The sequence below is a fragment of the Azonexus hydrophilus genome (assembly GCF_001956855.1).
Lineage (GTDB): Bacteria > Pseudomonadota > Gammaproteobacteria > Burkholderiales > Rhodocyclaceae > Azonexus > Azonexus hydrophilus_A.
Genome location: NZ_MTHD01000004.1, coordinates 46865 through 65093, shown reverse-complemented (window position 1 = coordinate 65093; position 18229 = coordinate 46865). Strand labels below are relative to the sequence as shown.

Sequence of the window (18229 nt, the reverse complement as noted above, 5' to 3'; positions counted from 1 at the left end):
GGTGCGATGAACAAGGATCAGTCGAACATCCCCCGGTGCCGGCAATGCCGGCACTACTACATCACCTTCGACGTGAATTTTCCTTACGGCTGCCGCGAACTCGGTTTCAAGAGCGCGCGCGAGCCGATGCGCGATGTCATCGAGTCGTCCGGGTCGGTCTGCCTCTATTTTTCGCCCGGCAAACCCGGGCGGCGGGACTGATCAGGCCTTCTTGACGAATTCCGACTTCAGCTGCATGGCGCCGATGCCGTCGATCTTGCAGTCGATGTCGTGATCACCGTCGATCAGGCGGATGTTTTTGACCTTGGTGCCGACCTTGACCACCGACGACGAACCCTTGATCTTCAGGTCCTTGATCACGGTAACGCTGTCGCCGTCCTTGAGTTCGTTGCCGTTGGCGTCGCGCCAGACCTTCTGTTCTTCCTGAACGGCGGCCGGGCCTTCCTTGCTCCATTCATGGGCGCATTCCGGGCAGATGTAGAGCGGGCCGTCTTCATAGGTGAAGGCAGAGTTGCATTGCGGGCAGTTGGGGAGTGCGCTCATGTCGGTTCTCAATATTCGTCTTGTTGGCCGCCCATCAGATTGGGCAGCAGTGTGTGGGCGCGCTGCAGGGCCAGCGCGATGTCGGGGCAAACGTTGTCGTCGCCGATTTCGTCGATGAAGCCGGCGCGATACAGCAGCGAGCCGGGTTGCGAGTTCAGTCCGCACAGGATCAGCGTGCAGCCGCGCTTGGCCAGCTTGTCGTGCAGGTTTTCCAGGCCTTCGAGGCCGGTGGTGTCGAGCTGGACCAGGCGGTTCATGTCGAGAATGACGACTTCCGGATGGCCGGCGCGCGGGTCGAGCAACTCCTCCAGCTTGTTGACCGCACCGAAAAATAGCGAGCCGAACAACTGCCAGGCGGCAACGCGTAGCGTGCCGTCCGGGTACAGCATGTGCGGGTCCTGGGCTTCGTCGTCGAGCGCCAGGCGCTCAATCCGGGTCAGCTCCGACATGCGGTAGATGAAGAACAGGCTGGCCAGCACCATGCCCAGTTCGACGGCAATGGTCAGGTCGAACAGCACGGTGACGAAGAAGGTGGCGAGCAGGATGATCCGGTAGTTCCACGAATAGCGACGCAGTTCCTTGAACTCATGCCATTCGCCCATGTTGATGGCAACCACCATGACGATGGCGGACAGCGTTGCCAGCGGCACGTAGGCAGCCAGCGGCGCGGCGATCAGGACGATGCCGAGCAGGGTGACCGAATGGATCATGCCGGCAATCGGTGTGCGGCCACCGGATTTGACGTTGGTCGAGGTGCGGGCGATGGCGCCGGTGGCGGCAAAACCGCCGAACAGCGGGGCGGCGATATTGGACAGGCCCTGTGCCACCAGTTCCTGGTTGGGATCGTGACGGTCGTCGATCTGGCTGTCGGCAACGCGCGCCGAGAGCAGTGATTCGATGGCGCCGAGCAGGGCGATGGTGATCGCCGGCGAGATCAGCTTGCCGAAATCGTGGATCGACACATCGGGCAGGCCGAATGCCGGCAGCTCCTGCGGGATGCCGTTGAACCGGCTGCCGATGGTCTCCACCGGCAGGTCCAGCGCCCAGGCGGCGAGCGTGCCGACGACGAGCACGGCGAGCGGGCCCGGCGCCCGGCGCATCAGTGCGACATGCTGGGCCAGGCGGTTGTACGACAGCAGGAAAATGAAGCAGGCCACGGACAGCGCCAGCGTCGGCAGGTCAACCGTATGGGCGTGCGCCGCGAGGATCTTGATCCGGGCAAAAAACTCGGCCGGCAGGCTGGCAATCTGCAGGCCGAAGAAATCCTTGATCTGGGCCATGAAGATGACCACGGCGATGCCGTTGGTGAAACCGATGACGACAGTGACCGGAATGAAGCGGATCAACTGCCCCATCCGTGCCAGCCCCATGGCCAGCAGCATGACGCCGGCGAGCATGGTGGCGCCGAGCAGGTTGCCGTAGCCGTGGGCGACGACGATGCCGTAGACGATGGGAATGAAGGCCCCGGTCGGTCCGCCGATCTGGACGCGCGAGCCACCGAGCAGGGCGGTGATGAAACCGGCGACGATGGCGGTCCAGATGCCGGCCGTCGGCGAAACACCCGACGCGATGGCGAAGGCCATCGCCAGGGGCAGCGCGAGGACGCCGACGGTGATGCCCGCGGCCAGGTCCTTGCCGAATTGCGCGCGATCGTAGCCGGGCAGGCAGTCCAGCAGCTTGGGGCGGAAGGCGATTTTCATGACGCGCGCTCGGGGGAAGAGTGCTGCATTATATGGGTGCTGGATTAATCGTCAATGTTAATCACATGTTAATATCGTCGCAGATGAATACAACAAGAGAGCATCATGGAGAAACGCACTGCCCGCCTGACCCTGCTGATCGATCCGCGAAAGAAGGAAATTTTCGAGGAAATCTGCGCAGCACAGGACCTGACACCATCGCAGGTTGTCCGCAAGCTGATCCGTCAGTACGTCATCGATAATGCCGGCGAGCGCGAGTTGCCGGACTGGCTGAAGGCATCCGCCAAGGCGGATTAATCGTCGCTGGCTGGCGGTGGCGCGAGCCTGGCCAGTTCGCGCAGGATGCGGCTGATCGCCCAGCCGATGACGACGATGCCGCCGGTAGCACTGGCGGCCGCTTCTGCGGTCGACCGGGGAAAATGGTCAAAAATCACGCCGGGGCCGCCGGCGAACCAGGCGACGCCGAGGGCCAGGCAGAGAAAGCCGAAGAGGTCGGCGCACAAGTAGAGCGCGAGCTTTGGGCTGAGGCGGGCAACGGGATGAGTGGCGGGACGGGGCATGTCTTCATTATGCCGAAAAAAATCGTTTAAAGGACTTGACAGACGGGCTTCTTCTGTTTGAGTTATGCACAGTTTTTCCGTCGCTGCCTGCTTGTCGCATTTCGCGCTGATGAATTTGATAAATTCCTGTTGGTTTTTTCCAAGTCTTTTGTAATCAATGGCTTACTGTTCTGCGCAAGTTTTGCGCAGGGTAGGAAAATTCCTTGTGCGGCGGTCACTTAGCGCTTTATTCATGGATTAACCAACAGACTTATCCACAGCTTTTGTGGATAGATGAAAAAGCCTGAGGCGGCGGTGGGTATTGACCTGTTAACTTAAAGTAACGCTTTAACTGTAGGCGGGATTTGTTGCGCTGCAACAAAAAACGGGCCGCGCTGGCGACCCGTTTTTCTGGCGGGGATTATTTCACCCGCATGCCCGGTTCGGCCCCGGCATCGGGGGTCAGCAGGAAGATGCCCGGAGTCTTGCCATCGACGTCCGAGGCCGCCAGCACCATGCCTTCGGAGAGGCCGAATTTCATCTTGCGCGGGGCCAGATTGGCGACCATCACGGTCAAGCGGCCAATCAACTGTGCCGGGTCGTAGGCCGCCTTGATACCGGCGAAGACGTTGCGCGTCTTTTCATCGCCGATATCCAGCGTCAGGCGTACCAGCTTGTCGGCACCATCGACGTGCTCGGCATTGACGATCCTGGCGATGCGCAGATCGACCTTCATGAAGTCGTCGATCGTGCACAGCGCCGCATCGGTGGCCGGCTCTGCGGCGGCGACCGCGGTTTTTGCCGTTTTCACGGCGTCGACCGCAGATTCCGGTGCCAGCGATGCCTTGTTGGCGTCGATCAGCTTCTCGATCAGTTTCGGATCGACGCGGGTCATCAGGTGCTCGTAGGTCTTGATGGCGTGGCCGCCGGCGAGCAGGCAGCCAGTGTCGGTCCAGGTCAGTGGGGCGATGTTGAGGAAGCTTTCGACCTTGCCGGCAAGCACCGGCAGGATCGGCTTGAGTAGCGCGGTGAGCAGGCGGAACAGGTTGAGTGCGTTGCTGCAGGCAGCGTGCAGTTCGCTTTCACGGTCGGCCTGCTTGGCCAGTTCCCACGGCTTGACGCTGTCGACATACTGGTTGGCGGCGTCGGTCAGGGCCATGATCTCGCGCACTGCCTTGCTGAATTCGCGCGCCTCGTAGAGTTCGGCGATGCGCGGCGCGGCTGCCATGATGGCCTGGATGGCCGGCAGGTTTTCGTCGGCCGGGGCCAGTTGCCCGGCGAAGCGCTTGGCGATGAAGCCGGCCGAGCGGCTGGCGATATTGACGTACTTGCCGACCAGGTCGCTGTTGACGCGGGCGCAGAAGTCCTCGAAGTTGAGATCGATGTCTTCCATCGTGTTCGACAGCTTGGCGGCGAAGTAATAGCGCAGCCATTCCGGATTCAGGCCGCTGTTCAGGAAGCTTTCGGCGGTAATGAAGGTGCCGCGCGATTTCGACATCTTGGCGCCGTCGACCGTGAGAAAGCCGTGGGCGAAGATCTTCGTCGGCGTGCGGTAGCCGGCGTGCTGCAGTTCGGCCGGCCAGAACAGCGCGTGGAAGTAGAGGATGTCCTTGCCGATGAAGTGGTACAGCTCGGTCGTCGAGTCTGTTTTGAAGAATTCGTCGAAATCGAGGCCCTTCTGCGCGCACAGGTTCCTGAACGAACCCATGTAGCCGATCGGCGCGTCGAGCCAGACGTAGAAATACTTGCCCGGCGCATCCGGGATCTCGAAACCGAAGTAGGGGGCGTCGCGCGAGATGTCCCAGTCGGTCAGCTTGTTTTCGCCCGGTGCGCCCAGCCATTCCTGCATCTTGTTGGCGGCTTCGTTCTGCAGCACGCCGCTGCTCGTGTACTCGCGCAGGAAGGCTTCGCAGCGCGGGTCGGAGAGTTTGAAGAAATAGTGGTCGGAATTGCGCATTTCCGGCCGGGCGCCGGAGACCGCCGAAAACGGTTCGATCAGGTCGGTCGGTGCGTAGGCGGCGCCGCAGACCTCGCAGTTGTCGCCGTATTGGTCCTTGGCGTGGCACTTCGGGCATTCGCCCTTGATGAAGCGGTCGGGCAGGAACATGGCCTTGACCGGGTCATAGAACTGCTCGATGGTGCGGACCTCGATCAGCCCGGCGGCCTTGAGCTTGAGGTAGATGTCGTTGGCGCATTCGCGGGTTTCCGGCGAATGGGTGCTGTAGTAATTGTCGAAACCGACGCCAAAGCCGCCGAAGTCGCGGGCGTGTTCGCCGTGCACCCGGGCGATCAATTGTTCCGGCGTGATGCCTTCCTTCTCGGCGCGCAACATGATCGGCGTGCCGTGCGTGTCGTCGGCGCAGACGTACCAGCACTCGTTGCCGGACATCTTCTGGAAACGCACCCAGATGTCGGTCTGGATGTATTCGACCAGATGACCGAGGTGGATGGCGCCGTTGGCGTAGGGCAGGGCGGAAGTGACGAGGATCTTGCGCGACATGGGCAGTGTTCGGTAAGCAAAAACGCAATTCTACCGCGGTGAACGAAAAAGCATCCGGGCGCGACAGTGTTGTGAAAGGTGAACGTTTGTCAGAGAGTGGTAAAAACGGGCCTTTGTCGGTTGATCTGGAAGGCCGGGGTGGGCAGAATTCACACTTCCAGGAGGATCTATGAATTTTGCCGTTATCGAAGACAGCCGCAGCCAGGCCGAAGTGCTGAAAGCCCTGCTGAAAAGCGAAGGCTATCAGGTTGAAGTATTCGCCGACGGGAAGTCATTTCTTGAGGCGTTGAACACGCGCAGCTTCGATTTTTACGTCGTCGACTGGGTGTTGCCGGACCTCGGCGGCGATGTGCTGGTCGCCAAGATCCGCGAGACTCAGGGCTGGGATGTGCCGGTCGTCGTGTGCACGGCGCGCACCGAGGAAGAGTTTGCCTCAGATATCCTGCGCATGGGCGCTGACGACTACGTGCCGAAGCCGGTGCGCTACATGGAATTCCTCGCCCGCGTCGATGCCTTGCTGCGTCGGCGCAAGTCGCGGATGCCGGAGGTCGCGCGTTTCGGCAATATCGAACTGGATCTCGAAGGGCGGCGCATCCGCCTGGCTGGCCAGGAGATCGACCTGACGCAGCGCGAATTCGATCTGGCCGTGGTTTTCCTGAAGAATGTCGGTCGGGTGCTGGCGCGCGAGGAGTTGCTGGCTTCCGTGTGGGCGCGCGAATCCGATGTTGATACGCGTACCGTCGATACCCACGCCAGCCGTCTGCGCAAGAAGCTTGGTCTGGCCGGCGAGAGTGGCCTGATGCTGACCTCGGTGTACGGTCAGGGCTACCGTCTGGATACGGTTTCGGGCTGATTCTTCCGCCGGCTTGGGATATACTGTACAAAATCAGTCGGGTATTTCGTGCCCCTAGCCCATCCGGAGCCCTCATGAGTCTTACTGAACAGCAAGTCAAGAATGTCCTGGCCGAAACGGTCGACCCCAATACCGGCAAAAGCTTCGTTGCCGGCAAGACGGTGCGCAACATCAGGATCGATGGCGACGACGTCTCCTTCGACATCGAACTCGGTTACCCGGCGAAAAGCCAGATCGATACCCTGCGCAAGCTGGTGATCGCGGCTGTCCGGACTGTGCCGGGCGTCGGCAACGTGTCGGCCAACGTCTACAGCAAGATCATTGCGCATTCGGTGCAGATGGGTGTCAAGCTGTTGCCGGGGGTCAAGAACATCATCGCCGTCGCTTCCGGCAAGGGTGGCGTCGGTAAGAGCACGACTGCCGTCAATCTGGCGCTGGCGCTGGCCCAGGAAGGGGCTACGGTTGGCTTGCTGGATGCCGACATCTACGGTCCGTCGCAGCCGCAGATGCTGGGTCTGGCCGGCAAGCAGCCGGAATCGGCCGACGGCAAGAGCATGGAGCCGCTCGAAGCCTACGGCCTGCAGGCGATGTCGATCGGTTTCATGATCGATGTCGAGACGCCGATGGTCTGGCGCGGCCCGATGGTCACCCAGGCGCTCGACCAGATGCTGACGCAGACCAACTGGCGCGATGTCGATTACCTGATCGTCGACATGCCGCCGGGTACTGGCGATACGCAGTTGTCGCTGGCGCAGAAGGTGCCGGTGACCGGGGCTGTCGTTGTCACGACGCCGCAGGATATCGCGCTGATCGACGCGCGCAAGGGCCTGAAGATGTTCGAGAAGGTGAACATCCCCATCCTCGGCATCGTCGAGAACATGAGCATCCACGTCTGTTCGAACTGCGGCCACGCCGAGCATATCTTCGGCGAAGGTGGCGGCGAGCAGATGTGCAAGGACTACGATGTCGAATTCCTCGGCAGCCTGCCGCTGGAAATGGCCATCCGCCAGATGGCCGACGGCGGCAAGCCGACCGTGGTTGGGGTGCCGGATTCGAAGGCGGCAGAAATCTACCGTACGATCGCCCGCCGGGTTGCGATCAAGATTGCCGACAAGGCCAAGGACATGACGTCGAAGTTCCCGAACATCGTCGTGCAGAACACCTGATTTTTGTCGACATGCAGGGCAACAAAGGCGGGTAAAATCCCGCCTTTGTTTTTGTCGACCGCAGCAGGGAAAAATGACCATCAAATCAGACAAGTGGATACGCCGCATGGCCCAGGAGCACGGCATGATCGAGCCGTTCTCGCCGGAGCTGGTGCGCGAGGCCAACGGCCAGAAGATCGTTTCCTACGGTACTTCCAGTTACGGCTACGACATCCGCTGCGCCCGCGAATTCAAGGTGTTCACCAACATCAACTCGACTGTGGTCGACCCGAAGAATTTCGATCCCAAGTCCTTCGTCGAGATCGAATCCGACGTCTGCATCATTCCGCCAAACTCGTTCGCGCTGGCCCGGACCATGGAATATTTCCGCATTCCGCGCTCGGTGCTGACCGTCTGCCTCGGCAAATCGACCTACGCCCGCTGCGGCATCATCGTCAATGTGACCCCGTTCGAGCCGGAATGGGAAGGTCACGTGACCCTCGAGTTTTCCAACACGACGCCGTTGCCGGCCAAGATCTACGCCGGCGAGGGTTGTGCGCAGGTCCTGTTTTTCGAGTCCGACGAGGTCTGCGAAACCTCGTACAAGGATCGTGGCGGCAAGTACCAGGGGCAGGAAGGCGTCACCCTGCCCAAGATCTGACCACTGCCTGTAACGTAAACAGCTTATTCTTCGACCCGCTGCGGCGGGTCGCCGCTTTTGGGGATACACCATGCGCTTCCATTTTCCGGTCATCATCATCGACGAAGACTTCCGCTCCGAAAATGCTTCGGGTCTGGGGATTCGCGCCTTGGCCGACGCCATGCAAAAAGAGGGACTGGAAGTGCTGGGCGTCACCAGCTACGGCGACCTGACCTCGTTCGCCCAGCAACAGTCGCGGGCATCCGCCTTCATCCTGTCGATCGACGACGAGGAGCTGGCGCTTGAACCGGAAGAGACGCTGGCCGAACTGCGCGCCTTCGTTGGCGAGATTCGCCACAAGAATGCCGAAATCCCGATCTTCCTGCATGGTGAAACGCGTACCAGTCGTCACATTCCCAACGACATCCTGCGCGAGCTGCACGGCTTCATCCACATGCACGAGGACACGCCGGAATTCATCGCCCGCAACATCAAGCGCGAAGCCAACGCCTACCTCGATTCGCTGCCGCCGCCGTTCTTCCGGGCGCTGGTCCATTACGCCGCCGACGGTTCCTACTCCTGGCACTGCCCCGGCCACTCGGGTGGCGTCGCCTTCCTGAAGTCGCCGGTCGGCCAGATGTTCCACCAGTTCTTCGGCGAGAACATGCTGCGCGCCGACGTGTGCAATGCGGTGGAAGAGCTCGGCCAGTTGCTCGATCACACCGGCCCGGTCGCCGCCTCGGAACGCAACGCTGCACGAATCTTCAATTCCGACCACCTGTATTTCGTCACCAACGGTACCTCGACGTCGAACAAAATCGTCTGGCATTCGACCGTCGCCCCGGGCGACATCGTCGTCGTCGACCGCAACTGCCACAAGTCCATCCTGCACGCGATCATGATGACCGGCGCGATCCCGGTGTTCCTGATGCCGACCCGCAACAATTTCGGCATCATCGGGCCGATCCCGAAGAGCGAGTTTTCCTGGGAGAGCATCCAGGCCAAGATCGCCGCCAACCCCTTCATCGCCGACAAGAGCGCCAAGCCGCGCGTGCTGACCATCACCCAGTCGACCTACGACGGCGTGCTCTACAACGTCGAGGACATCAAGGCCGAACTCGATGGCAAGATCGACACGCTGCATTTCGACGAAGCCTGGCTGCCGCACGCTGCTTTCCACGATTTCTACGGTGACTACCATGCAATCGGCGCCGACCGCCCGCGCTGCAAAGAATCGATGGTGTTTTCGACGCAATCGACGCACAAGCTGCTGGCCGGCTTGAGCCAGGCGTCGCAGATTCTGGTCCAGGATGCCGAGAACCAGAAGCTCGACCGCGACATCTTCAACGAGGCCTACCTGATGCATACCTCGACTTCGCCGCAGTATTCCATCATCGCCTCCTGCGACGTCGCCGCGGCGATGATGGAAGAGCCGGGCGGCACCGCGCTGGTCGAGGAATCGATCGGCGAAGCGCTGGATTTCCGCCGCGCCATGCGTAAGGTCGAGCAGGAGTGGGGCGCCGACTGGTGGTTCAAGGTCTGGGGCCCGGATGACCTGTCGGAAGAAGGCATCGAGGAGCGCGAGGCATGGATGCTCAAGCCGGGCGAGCGCTGGCACGGTTTCGGCAATCTCGCCGATGGTTTCAACATGCTCGACCCGATCAAGGCGACGATCATTACCCCGGGCCTCGACGTCGACGGCGATTTTTCCGACGACATCGGCATCCCCGCCGCCATCGTCACCAAGTACCTGGCCGAGCACGGCGTCATCGTCGAGAAGTGCGGCCTGTACAGCTTCTTCATCATGTTCACCATCGGCATCACCAAGGGCCGCTGGAACACGCTGGTCACCGCGCTGCAGCAGTTCAAGGACGATTACGCCAAGAATCATCCGCTGTGGAAGGTGCTGCCCGAATTCGTGCAGAAAAATCCGCGTTACGAGCGCATGGGCCTGCGCGACCTGTGTACGCAGATTCATGGGGTGTACAAGAAAAACGACGTGGCCCGCCTGACCACCGAGATGTACCTGTCGAACATGGTGCCGGCGATGCGTCCAGCCGATGCTTTTGCCCGCATGGCGCACCGCGAGATCGAGCGCGTCTCGGTCGATGCGCTGGAAGGCCGGGTCACCGCGGTGCTGCTGACCCCGTATCCGCCGGGTATTCCGCTGCTGATTCCGGGCGAGCGCTTCAACGCCAAGATCTGCAATTACCTGAAGTTTGCGCGTGAGTTCAATGCCGCCTTCCCCGGGTTCGAAACCGATATTCATGGTCTTGTCAAAGGCGCGGATGGAGCGTATTACGTAGACTGCGTTCGTTAATTCACGAGAAGGGGTTCTCATGGTGCTGCGCGCGGCAATAATCACGCTGCTATCCCTTTTCTGGGCACTCCCGGTATTCGCCGGGCCTGCGGCATCGGTTGTCTTTTTTTCCGGTCAACCGGTCGTGTTGGCCGAAAATGGAGTTTCACGGCAACTCCTCCGTGGTGCTGACGTTCTGGCCGGAGAAACCATTGAGACCCGCGACGGACGAGTCCAGTTACGTTTTCGCGACGGCGCATCGATGTCATTGCAGCCGGGTACCACTTTCCGGGTTGACCGTTTCCGCTACACGGCAGGTGACAAGGCTGTGGCGGAAGATGGTGTCCTGATGACCCTGGTCAAGGGAGGCTTGCGTACAGTCACCGGTTGGCTGGGCAAGCGTGATCGCAAGCAATACCAGTTGGGAACCACCGTTGCGACCATTGGCATCCGAGGTACGGAGTACAGCGCCGAACTTGACGGTGCCGGTCTCGTGGTCAGAACCTATGTCGGTATCGTCGAAGTGTGCAGCAAGGTCGGATGTGTCGATGTTCCGGGGGGAAAGGAAGTCTGGGTACGTAGTCTGGATGAGGCGCCCAGGCTGAGGGAGAATGATGGCAAAGGCGCGGACGCCATCCAGGCGGTCCCGGATGTGCCTCTGAAGCTTGAGGCAGGGGAACAAGTGAGGCCGCCTGCTGGTATGGCTGGGGAGGCGCCGCCGTTGCCTGCCGGGAGGCATGGGAAGTTCTAGGCGTGCCGCACAAGGCTGATAAAAAAGGGGAATGCAAGTGAATAAGGGAAACTTGATCGGGACAGTGTTTGGGGTGCTGCTGGTCCTGGCTTCCTCGCCTGGTTTTGCCGATACAGTTGTCGATCAGGGGCGGCAACTGCTTGATGAAGGCAAAGGGCGTGCTGCCTGGGAGCTGCTCGAGTCACGAGAAAGTGAGCGGGCCGGAGATACCTATTATGATTTCCTGCTCGGTCTGGCGGCGCTGGAAGTTGGCGAAAATACACGGGCGGTATTCGCACTGGAACGCGTGCTCGCACTTGATCCCTCCAATTTACGGGCGCGCGCCGAAATCGCCCGGGCCTATCTGGCCCTTGGCGAAGCTGAAACGGCGCGACAGGAATTTGAAACAGTCCGTCGTCAGGGGGTGCCGGCGGATGTGTCGCTGACGTTGGAGCGTTACATCGCGGCAGCGAAGCGGATGGAAAAAGGCGAAAGAGCAACGCTCAACGGCTATGTCGAGGCGCAGTTCGGCTACGACTCGAATGTCAATGCGGGCCCCAATCGCTCCAGCATTACCTTTCCCAGCGGTTTCAGCGTTCCCCTGCCACCAGACGTGAAGGCCAATGAGGACGTTTTTGCCCAATTGGGCGCTGGGGCCAACGCCAGTTTGCCGGTCAATGCCAACCTGAGTTTTCTCGCCGGAGTATCGGGTTCGTCCCGAGGCAATTTCGACAAGGGACAGTTCAATATCGGCAGTGCCGATGCGAATGCCGGAGCAGTCGTCAGCCTTGGCAGGAATGTCCTGACCCTGATGGGACAGGCCGGCCTGGTAACCCTGGAGAGCAGCAACTATCGGTCCGTTTTCGGCGTGACCGGGCAGTGGCAGCACAATCTCGATGCCAGAAACCAGGTCAGCATTTTCGGACAGTATGCCGAGATGAACTACCTGACCAACCGGCAACGCGACGTGACCCGTCGCCTTGGTGGCATTTCTTATGCACACATGTGGCGGGAAGGGGCGGTCGCGTTTGGCAGTGCATATCTGCTGAATGAAAGCCCGGAGAGGCCTCACAACAGCCAGCATCGGTTTGACGGTTACGGCATGCGTCTGGGGGGGCGCTTGAGCGTTGACGAAAAAACCATCTTTTTTGGTGGCGTCTCTTACGAGCGAAGGGCCTACGCAAAAGCACTGCCTGCGGATCTGGGGCGGCAGGATGATCAGTACGGTGTCGTTCTTGGCGCCACGCATGCGATAGCCAGCGACTGGACGCTGACGCCGCAGTTGTCACTGACCTTCAATCGCTCCAACCTTGAACTCAACGATTATCACCGCGAAGTGGTGTCGCTCGCCATTCGTCGCGAGTTTTGATCCGGAGACTCACGATGAAACATCCAATCCGAATTCTGGCTTTCCTGTTCCTTGGTCTGTTACCCGTAATGGCTTCGGCGGCTTCGGCGGCGCGACTCGATTTCGCAACTGGCGAAGTGCGAGCCTTGTCTCCAGCCGGGCTGGCCCGGCAACTGGCCAAAGGCAGCGAACTGCAATCCGGCGAAACGGTGCAGACCGGTCGCGATGGTCGGGCGCAGTTGCGTTTTTCCGATGGCGGGATGCTGTCGCTGCAACCCGGCAGCGAGTTCCGCCTTGATGACTACCAGTTTTCCGGCCAGGCTGACGGTAGCGAAGCCGGTTTCTTCAGCCTGCTCAAGGGTGGTTTGCGGACCATTACCGGCCTGATCGGGCGCAGTAATCGTGATCGCTATAAAGTCACCACATCGGTGGCGACAATCGGGATTCGTGGTACCGAATACACGATCAGTTATCTTGATCCCGAGACCATTGCCGTCGCTACCGGAGAGGGGCGTATCGAGGTGTGCAACAAGGCCGGTTGCGTGCTGGTTTCCAGCGGTGAGGCGGCTGTCGTGCGCGGGAGCGAGGAGGCGCCGAAATTGACCGACAGTCGGCCGCGCCTTGATCCGGCGCAGCCGGTGACGGATGATCTCAGGCCGCCATTTGCCGCGGGGGAAACGCAATTGCAGACCATGGCTTCCGGACCGGGGTACACCATGGTTCATGCGAGCAATGTTGCCGGGCCGGCAACCCAGGCAGGCGTGACCGCACAATTCAACAATTTCGATTTGCTGACGAGGGCTGACAGCGCGCCTCACTCGTTTGCACTGACCGGTGGTACCGCGCAGGCCAGCAGCCGGGATGGCGTGATTGGCTGGGGGCGCTGGAGCAACGGGGTACGGGAAGATGGTACGGCGATACCGAATTTCCATTACGTGGTCGGCAAGCTGACGCCCATGAGCGAACTGACAGGTCTTGGCGCCGGTACCTATACCTATTCACTGATTGGCGGTTCGACACCCGTCAATACACAGGGGGTCGCAGGCAGCCTCAATACGGCGACGATGCAGGCCAACTTTGGTGCCGGCACGATGGCCCTGACGCTGAACCTGGGGGTTACTGTTGCCGGCAATTCCTACACCTTCACGCAGGCGCTGGCCCCGATGACGACCAGCCAGACCTTTGCCTTCGCAGCACTGGATGACGGTGCCTTGGGGACAGGGTCGGCATCCGGCATGTTTGTCGGGACGAATGCACAGTATGTTGGCGTGTCCTATAGCGTTACGCCATTCAATGAAGATGCGATCAAAGGCAGCGCAGCGCTGGGACGCTGATCAGGGACGGCGACGCATCGACTTGAAGCAGACCGGGACGCCGGAAGCCGATACTGCCGAGCTGCTTGCAGTGATTTCCCAGCGCTCCTGCGGTATTTCGGGAAACCATGCGTCTCCGTCGGGGGCCAGGTCCACCTCGGTGAGTTCAAGGCGGTCGGCCAGCGGCAGCATCAAGGCATAGATTTCTGCCCCTCCGATAACGAACAGCTTTTCTGCGGTCGACGCGATGGATATCCCCTTTTCGGGCGTCATGGCCACTTCTGCACCAGGGGCCACGTAATCGGTTTGCCGGCTGATCACGATGTTGCGGCGCCCGGGAAGTGGACGGAAACGTTCCGGCAGTGACTCCCAGGTCTTGCGTCCCATCAATACGGCATGGCCGGCCGTTAGTGCCTTGAAGTGTGCCATGTCTTCCGGAATGTTCCAGAGCAGGCGGTTGTCCTTGCCGATGACGCCATTGCGTGCGATGGCGGCGATGAGGATGATTTCGGGCATGTCAGTTCCGGAATTGATGAAGGTGGGCAATCAGGCCGCGAGTGGAGGCGTCGAGATCGTCATCCGGGCGTTCGCCGCGGATGGTCGGCGCCAGGCGGCTGGCCAGTTGTTTGCCCAGTTCAACACCCCACTGGTCGAAGGCGTTGAGGTTCCACAGGGCACCGAGGCAGAACACCTTGTGTTCGTAGAGTGCGATCAGCTGGCCCAGCGTGAACGGTGTCAGTTCGGGCAGGATGATGGTGGTCGACGGTTGGTTGCCGGGGAAGGTCCGGTAGGCGACCAGGGCTTCGTCGATGCCGGCGGCCCGTGCCTCGTCCGCAGTCTGGCCGAAAGCCAGGGCTGAGGACTGGGCCAGGCAGTTGGCGAGCAGGCCGCTGTGGTGGCCGGGTAACGGAAAATCCGATTTGCCGAGGGCAATGAAATCGCAGGCCACCAGCGCGCTGCCCTGGTGCAGCAACTGGAAGAAGGAATGCTGCCCGTTGGTACCGGGTTCGCCCCACAGTACCGGATTGGTTGCGTAATCCACCGGTAGGCCATCGCGGTCGATGCGTTTGCCGTTGCTTTCCATTTCCAGTTGCTGGAGATGGGCGGGTAGCAGACCCAGTGAGTGGCTGTACGGAAAGATGCCGTGGCTGTGGGCATTCAGGAAATTGGTGTTCCACAGGCCGACCAGCGCCAGTGTCAATGGCAGGTTGTGCTCGGCTGGTGCCGAGAAGAAATGTTCGTCCATGTCGCGGGCACCGGCGAGCAACTGCTCAAAGTTGCGGAAGCCGACGGCCAGGGCGATTGGCAGGCCGATTGACGACCACAGCGAAAAACGGCCACCGACCCAGTCGCTGAAAGGGAAGACATTTTCCGGCGCGATGCCGAATTCGCCTGTGGCGGCGAGATTGGTCGAGGCGGCGACGAAATGCCGGCTGATGGCGCTGTCGTCGCCGGCGGCATGGAGCAGCCAGTGGCGCGCGGTGCGGGCGTTGGTCAGGGTTTCCAGCGTCGTGAAGGTCTTGCTGGCGACAATGAACAGCGTCGTGCGCGGGTTCAGGCGGGAAAGTGTTCCAGCCAGATCTGCGCTGTCCAGGTTGGAGACGAAATGCACCCTCAGGTCAGGTTGCTGGAAGGACGCCAGAGCCTGTGCCGCCATGCGCGGTCCCAGATCCGAGCCGCCGATGCCGAGATTGACGATATCGGTGATGCGCTCACCGGAAAATCCTCGCCACTGTCCATCATGGATACGCTCGCAGAAATCGGCCATCCGTCGGAGGACGTGGCGGACTTCTGCCGGGGCCTGGGGGCCGGCGCGTAGTGCGCAATGGCCGACGGCACGGTTTTCGGTGTGATTGATTGCCTCGCCGCTGCGCATGCGGGCGATCCAGCCCTGCCAGTCAGCTTGTTCAGCCAGTTGGCGAAGCAGTGTCAGGGTCGTGGGGGTGATGCGTTGTTTGGAAAAATCGATGAAAAACTGTCCATGCGCCAGCGACAACCGGGTGAAGCGCTGCGGATCGGCGGCAAAAATGCCGCGCAGGTGCAACGGACTGATCTCGGCAGCGTGTTTTTCCAGTGCCTGCCAGGCGGCCGTGGTGGTCAGTCGCCCCATGGTCAGACGGCAACCGGTGCCGGGATGTGCGGGTGAGGATCGTAGCCGTCGAGTCGGAAATCCTCGAATTTGAAGGAAAAGATGTCCTTGACCGCAGGATTGATCCACATCGTCGGCAGTTCGCGCGTTGTCCGCGTCAACTGCAGGCGGGCCTGTTCGAAATGATTGGAATACAGGTGCGCGTCGCCGAAGGTATGGATGAATTCCCCTGGCCGGTAGCCACAGACCTGGGCCAGCATCAGCGTCAGCAGTGCGTACGATGCGATGTTGAAAGGCACGCCGAGAAAGATGTCGGCGCTGCGCTGGTAGAGCTGGCAGGAGAGTTTGCCGTCGGCGACGTAGAACTGGAAAAGGCAATGGCAGGGCGGGAGTGCCATGTGGTCCACGTCGCCCGGATTCCAGGCTGAAACGATGTGCCGGCGCGAATCCGGGTTGTGTTTCAGGCTGTGCACGAGTTGGGCGATCTGGTCCACCAGGTGGCCGTCCGGCGTTTCCCAGCGCCGCCACTGCTTGCCGTAAACCGGTCCGAGGTCGCCATTTTCGTCGGCCCATTCATCCCAGATGCGGACACCGTTTTCCTTCAGGTAGGCGATGTTGGTGTCGCCTTGGAGGAACCACAGCAATTCGTGAATGATCGACTTGAGGTGGAGCTTCTTCGTTGTCACTGCGGGAAAGCCGCGCGCCAGATCAAAACGCATCTGCCAGCCGAAAACCGAGCGGGTGCCGGTGCCGGTACGGTCGGATTTGTCCTGGCCGTTTTCCAGGACGTGGCGCATCAAGTCGAGGTATTGCTGCATCGGGGGAGCTTTGTTCGGGATGGGTATGGTGGCATTCTAACGCTGTCGGAAGCTTTTCGCCTCCCATGTCGATTGGATTAGAATGATCCAGTAGCCTGGCGCTGGCGGTGGCTGGCCGTTGAGATGTAAGACCGCGCAGGGATGAAGCCTTCCGGGGAGAGTGACTTGTTGAACAAGATGGGTAAGCTGGGCGGACTGTTTGAAAAACGGAATGGTCACCCGTTGGCGGACGCACGTGAATTGCAGCAGATCGTCAGCGAACTGCCCAAGGACAACGCCTTCAAGGCGCTGGACGAGATCGGCGGCTGGCTTGAATCCTTGCTGGCAGCTGGGGATTTCCCCGTTGAGCGGCTGTTTGATGCCGGGCGCCAGCTTGAAGATGCTGCCATCCCACATCTGCGTCGCCTGTCGCGCGAGTATCTGCACACCATCCGCTTGTCCCGGGCTGAAGAGAAGCGTCTGTGGGTGATCAACGGCGGTTTCTGGAAGCTGCTTTCCAGTGTTTACGAGCAGGCACTTGATGGCATGCTGGCGAAAGGGATGAGTCCTGACGTCGCCAAACATGTTCTGCCTGCGTTGTGTACCCGTCTGATTGCCGCCTTGCGATCCGTCGTCAAATGGGAGCAGTTTCACTACGGTCCGACCCCCCCGGAGCTCTGGCAGCGGATGGGGCGGGTTCTGATGATTGCCGAAGATGCCGGGGTGGCAAACCGGCTGGTCAATCTCGGCGGCCAGCAGGGGAACGCTTCAGCGCTCGGGGAATACCGCAAGGTAATGGTGTTTCAGGCGGCATCGATGGATAGCCTGTTGCCTCTGGAAATCGAGCTGGCCGAGCGTTTCATCGCACATTTTCTTGGTGAATTCGAATTTTCTTCAGTGGCCGAGCATGACAGTGTTTACTGGGTTGATCTGCGCCTGGCGCAGCCGCCCTTGCGTCTGGCGAGAATGCCGGCCGAGGCTGCCGCAACGCAACGTTTCTTCAAGCCTGGGCGTGCTCACGATGCAATGCGTGCCGTTCTGCAGACGCTGGAGCAAGGGGGCGACCTGCCGGAGGAGATCAAGCTTGGTAGTCAGTATCAGGCCAAGACGCTGATTCCGGTGCTCCGCCATTTGTGCGCCTACCTGGCACCGATTCCGCCGCAGCGCCGGCATGACCGGCACCGGGTGAAGCACCGGATGTCCGTGCTCAACGGTCTGGTCAATGCCTTTGTTGCGTTTTCCGGCGAGTTTGGCGGGCGGCCGGCAGGGCTGCAGATCGAGAGCTGGGTCGTCGAGAATGTCAGCCGGGGTGGTTTTGGTGCCTTGCTGAACAATATTCCGGGGGAGTGGCTGAAGGTTGGTGCGTTGCTGGCGATGCAGCCGGAGGGCGGGCAAAACTGGTTGCTTGGTTGCGTACGTCGCTATCATCGCGAATCGCCGACTGACGCCAGGGTGGGGATCGAGACGCTGGCTCGGATTGTCGAGGCTGCCGAGTTGAAGCCGAAAATGGCATCGAGCTATGCGGCGGTAGCTGGCATTCCGTCATTGCTGCTGCTTGAGGGCAATGCGCCGGGCGAGTTGCGGATCATCCTGCCGCCATACAGCTTCGATCCGCGCGAGTCCTTCGAATACGTCCACAACGGGCGGCGTGTCGTTCTCGAGCCGTTGCTCATCGTCGAGCAGACCAGTGATTACGAACTCGCCCGTTACCGGCTGGTGCCCCCGGCCTGAAT

Annotated in this window: 17 protein-coding genes; 10 read left to right on the top strand and 7 right to left on the bottom strand. The window is 60.7% G+C overall.

The window, feature by feature from the left end:
- Positions 1-6 precede the first annotated feature (6 nt).
- Entirely contained in the window at positions 7-201 is a 195-nt protein-coding gene (locus BJN45_RS11665) for a hypothetical protein (RefSeq protein WP_076095433.1), read from the top strand.
- Here the strand turns inward: BJN45_RS11665 and BJN45_RS11660 are convergent, their stop codons facing one another.
- Positions 202-543 (bottom strand): zinc ribbon domain-containing protein YjdM, encoded by a 342-nt coding sequence (locus BJN45_RS11660; protein WP_076095431.1) that lies wholly within the window; start codon positions 541-543, stop codon positions 202-204.
- Positions 544-551: 8 nt separating this feature from the next.
- Positions 552-2243, bottom strand: coding sequence for a SulP family inorganic anion transporter (locus BJN45_RS11655; RefSeq protein WP_076095429.1), 1692 nt, complete (start codon positions 2241-2243; stop codon positions 552-554).
- 105 nt (positions 2244-2348) lie between these two features.
- Here BJN45_RS11655 and BJN45_RS11650 point away from each other — a divergent pair, with 105 nt between their 5' ends.
- On the top strand, positions 2349-2540 hold the full coding sequence (locus BJN45_RS11650; RefSeq protein ID WP_076095428.1) for a CopG family transcriptional regulator: 192 nt from the start codon (positions 2349-2351) through the stop codon (positions 2538-2540).
- On the opposite strand, the gene BJN45_RS11645 is transcribed toward BJN45_RS11650, so the two are convergent.
- Both BJN45_RS11645 and metG read right to left on the bottom strand, forming a co-directional pair.
- Positions 2537-2803, bottom strand: coding sequence for a hypothetical protein (locus BJN45_RS11645; RefSeq protein ID WP_076095426.1), 267 nt, complete (start codon positions 2801-2803; stop codon positions 2537-2539). The two genes, BJN45_RS11650 and BJN45_RS11645, sit on opposite strands and share 4 nt — an antisense overlap.
- A 400-nt stretch (positions 2804-3203) precedes the next feature.
- Positions 3204-5282: a methionine--tRNA ligase gene (gene metG / locus BJN45_RS11640; RefSeq protein ID WP_076095424.1), complete on the bottom strand. Its 2079-nt coding sequence runs from the start codon at positions 5280-5282 to the stop codon at positions 3204-3206.
- 169 nt (positions 5283-5451) lie between these two features.
- Here metG and BJN45_RS11635 point away from each other — a divergent pair, with 169 nt between their 5' ends.
- From BJN45_RS11635 to BJN45_RS11605, 7 genes are all read left to right on the top strand, one after another.
- Positions 5452-6135, top strand: coding sequence for a response regulator transcription factor (locus tag BJN45_RS11635; RefSeq protein WP_076095423.1), 684 nt, complete (start codon positions 5452-5454; stop codon positions 6133-6135).
- Between the two features lie 74 nt (positions 6136-6209).
- Positions 6210-7301 carry an iron-sulfur cluster carrier protein ApbC gene (gene apbC / locus BJN45_RS11630; protein ID WP_076095421.1) on the top strand — a complete coding sequence of 364 codons (1092 nt, stop codon included), beginning with the start codon at positions 6210-6212 and terminating at the stop codon, positions 7299-7301.
- A 73-nt stretch (positions 7302-7374) separates the two neighbouring features.
- Positions 7375-7941 (top strand): dCTP deaminase, encoded by a 567-nt coding sequence (gene dcd / locus BJN45_RS11625; protein ID WP_076095420.1) that lies wholly within the window; start codon positions 7375-7377, stop codon positions 7939-7941.
- Positions 7942-8011: 70 nt separating this feature from the next.
- A complete protein-coding gene (locus BJN45_RS11620) occupies positions 8012-10240 on the top strand; it encodes an arginine/lysine/ornithine decarboxylase (protein ID WP_076095418.1) in 2229 nt (742 codons plus the stop codon).
- A gap of 19 nt (positions 10241-10259) precedes the next feature.
- Positions 10260-10970 carry a FecR family protein gene (locus tag BJN45_RS11615; protein WP_076095416.1) on the top strand — a complete coding sequence of 237 codons (711 nt, stop codon included), beginning with the start codon at positions 10260-10262 and terminating at the stop codon, positions 10968-10970.
- Positions 10971-11007: 37 nt separating this feature from the next.
- Positions 11008-12318, top strand: a complete 1311-nt coding sequence (locus tag BJN45_RS11610; RefSeq protein WP_170873082.1) for a surface lipoprotein assembly modifier — start codon at positions 11008-11010, stop codon at positions 12316-12318.
- A 14-nt stretch (positions 12319-12332) separates the two neighbouring features.
- Positions 12333-13631, top strand: a complete 1299-nt coding sequence (locus tag BJN45_RS11605) for a FecR family protein (protein WP_083651247.1) — start codon at positions 12333-12335, stop codon at positions 13629-13631.
- Here BJN45_RS11605 and BJN45_RS11600 read toward each other — a convergent pair whose 3' ends face one another.
- The 3 genes from BJN45_RS11600 to BJN45_RS11590 are packed head-to-tail and all read right to left on the bottom strand — an operon-like array spanning position 13632 to position 16517.
- Positions 13632-14126: a dihydrofolate reductase gene (locus BJN45_RS11600; protein ID WP_076095413.1), complete on the bottom strand. Its 495-nt coding sequence runs from the start codon at positions 14124-14126 to the stop codon at positions 13632-13634. It abuts the gene before it with no gap.
- 1 nt (position 14127) lies between these two features.
- Positions 14128-15720 (bottom strand): glucose-6-phosphate isomerase, encoded by a 1593-nt coding sequence (gene pgi, locus BJN45_RS11595; RefSeq protein ID WP_076095411.1) that lies wholly within the window; start codon positions 15718-15720, stop codon positions 14128-14130.
- Positions 15721-15722: 2 nt separating this feature from the next.
- Positions 15723-16517 (bottom strand): thymidylate synthase, encoded by a 795-nt coding sequence (locus tag BJN45_RS11590; protein ID WP_076095409.1) that lies wholly within the window; start codon positions 16515-16517, stop codon positions 15723-15725.
- Between the two features lie 165 nt (positions 16518-16682).
- Between BJN45_RS11590 and BJN45_RS11585 the strand changes: the two genes are divergently transcribed.
- Positions 16683-18227 (top strand): hypothetical protein, encoded by a 1545-nt coding sequence (locus tag BJN45_RS11585; protein ID WP_083651245.1) that lies wholly within the window; start codon positions 16683-16685, stop codon positions 18225-18227.
- Positions 18228-18229 lie beyond the last annotated feature (2 nt).

Bases quoted from the DNA above. Each gene is read 5' to 3' on its own strand.
- BJN45_RS11665 (WP_076095433.1), top strand. From the start codon at position 7: ATGAACAAGGATCAGTCGAACATCCCCCGGTGCCGGCAATGCCGGCAC.
- BJN45_RS11660 (WP_076095431.1), bottom strand. From the start codon at position 543: ATGAGCGCACTCCCCAACTGCCCGCAATGCAACTCTGCCTTCACCTAT.
- BJN45_RS11655 (WP_076095429.1), bottom strand. From the start codon at position 2,243: ATGAAAATCGCCTTCCGCCCCAAGCTGCTGGACTGCCTGCCCGGCTAC.
- BJN45_RS11650 (WP_076095428.1), top strand. From the start codon at position 2,349: ATGGAGAAACGCACTGCCCGCCTGACCCTGCTGATCGATCCGCGAAAG.
- BJN45_RS11645 (WP_076095426.1), bottom strand. From the start codon at position 2,803: ATGCCCCGTCCCGCCACTCATCCCGTTGCCCGCCTCAGCCCAAAGCTC.
- metG (WP_076095424.1), bottom strand. From the start codon at position 5,282: ATGTCGCGCAAGATCCTCGTCACTTCCGCCCTGCCCTACGCCAACGGC.
- BJN45_RS11635 (WP_076095423.1), top strand. From the start codon at position 5,452: ATGAATTTTGCCGTTATCGAAGACAGCCGCAGCCAGGCCGAAGTGCTG.
- apbC (WP_076095421.1), top strand. From the start codon at position 6,210: ATGAGTCTTACTGAACAGCAAGTCAAGAATGTCCTGGCCGAAACGGTC.
- dcd (WP_076095420.1), top strand. From the start codon at position 7,375: ATGACCATCAAATCAGACAAGTGGATACGCCGCATGGCCCAGGAGCAC.
- BJN45_RS11620 (WP_076095418.1), top strand. From the start codon at position 8,012: ATGCGCTTCCATTTTCCGGTCATCATCATCGACGAAGACTTCCGCTCC.
- BJN45_RS11615 (WP_076095416.1), top strand. From the start codon at position 10,260: ATGGTGCTGCGCGCGGCAATAATCACGCTGCTATCCCTTTTCTGGGCA.
- BJN45_RS11605 (WP_083651247.1), top strand. From the start codon at position 12,333: ATGAAACATCCAATCCGAATTCTGGCTTTCCTGTTCCTTGGTCTGTTA.
- BJN45_RS11600 (WP_076095413.1), bottom strand. From the start codon at position 14,126: ATGCCCGAAATCATCCTCATCGCCGCCATCGCACGCAATGGCGTCATC.
- pgi (WP_076095411.1), bottom strand. From the start codon at position 15,720: ATGGGGCGACTGACCACCACGGCCGCCTGGCAGGCACTGGAAAAACAC.
- BJN45_RS11590 (WP_076095409.1), bottom strand. From the start codon at position 16,517: ATGCAGCAATACCTCGACTTGATGCGCCACGTCCTGGAAAACGGCCAG.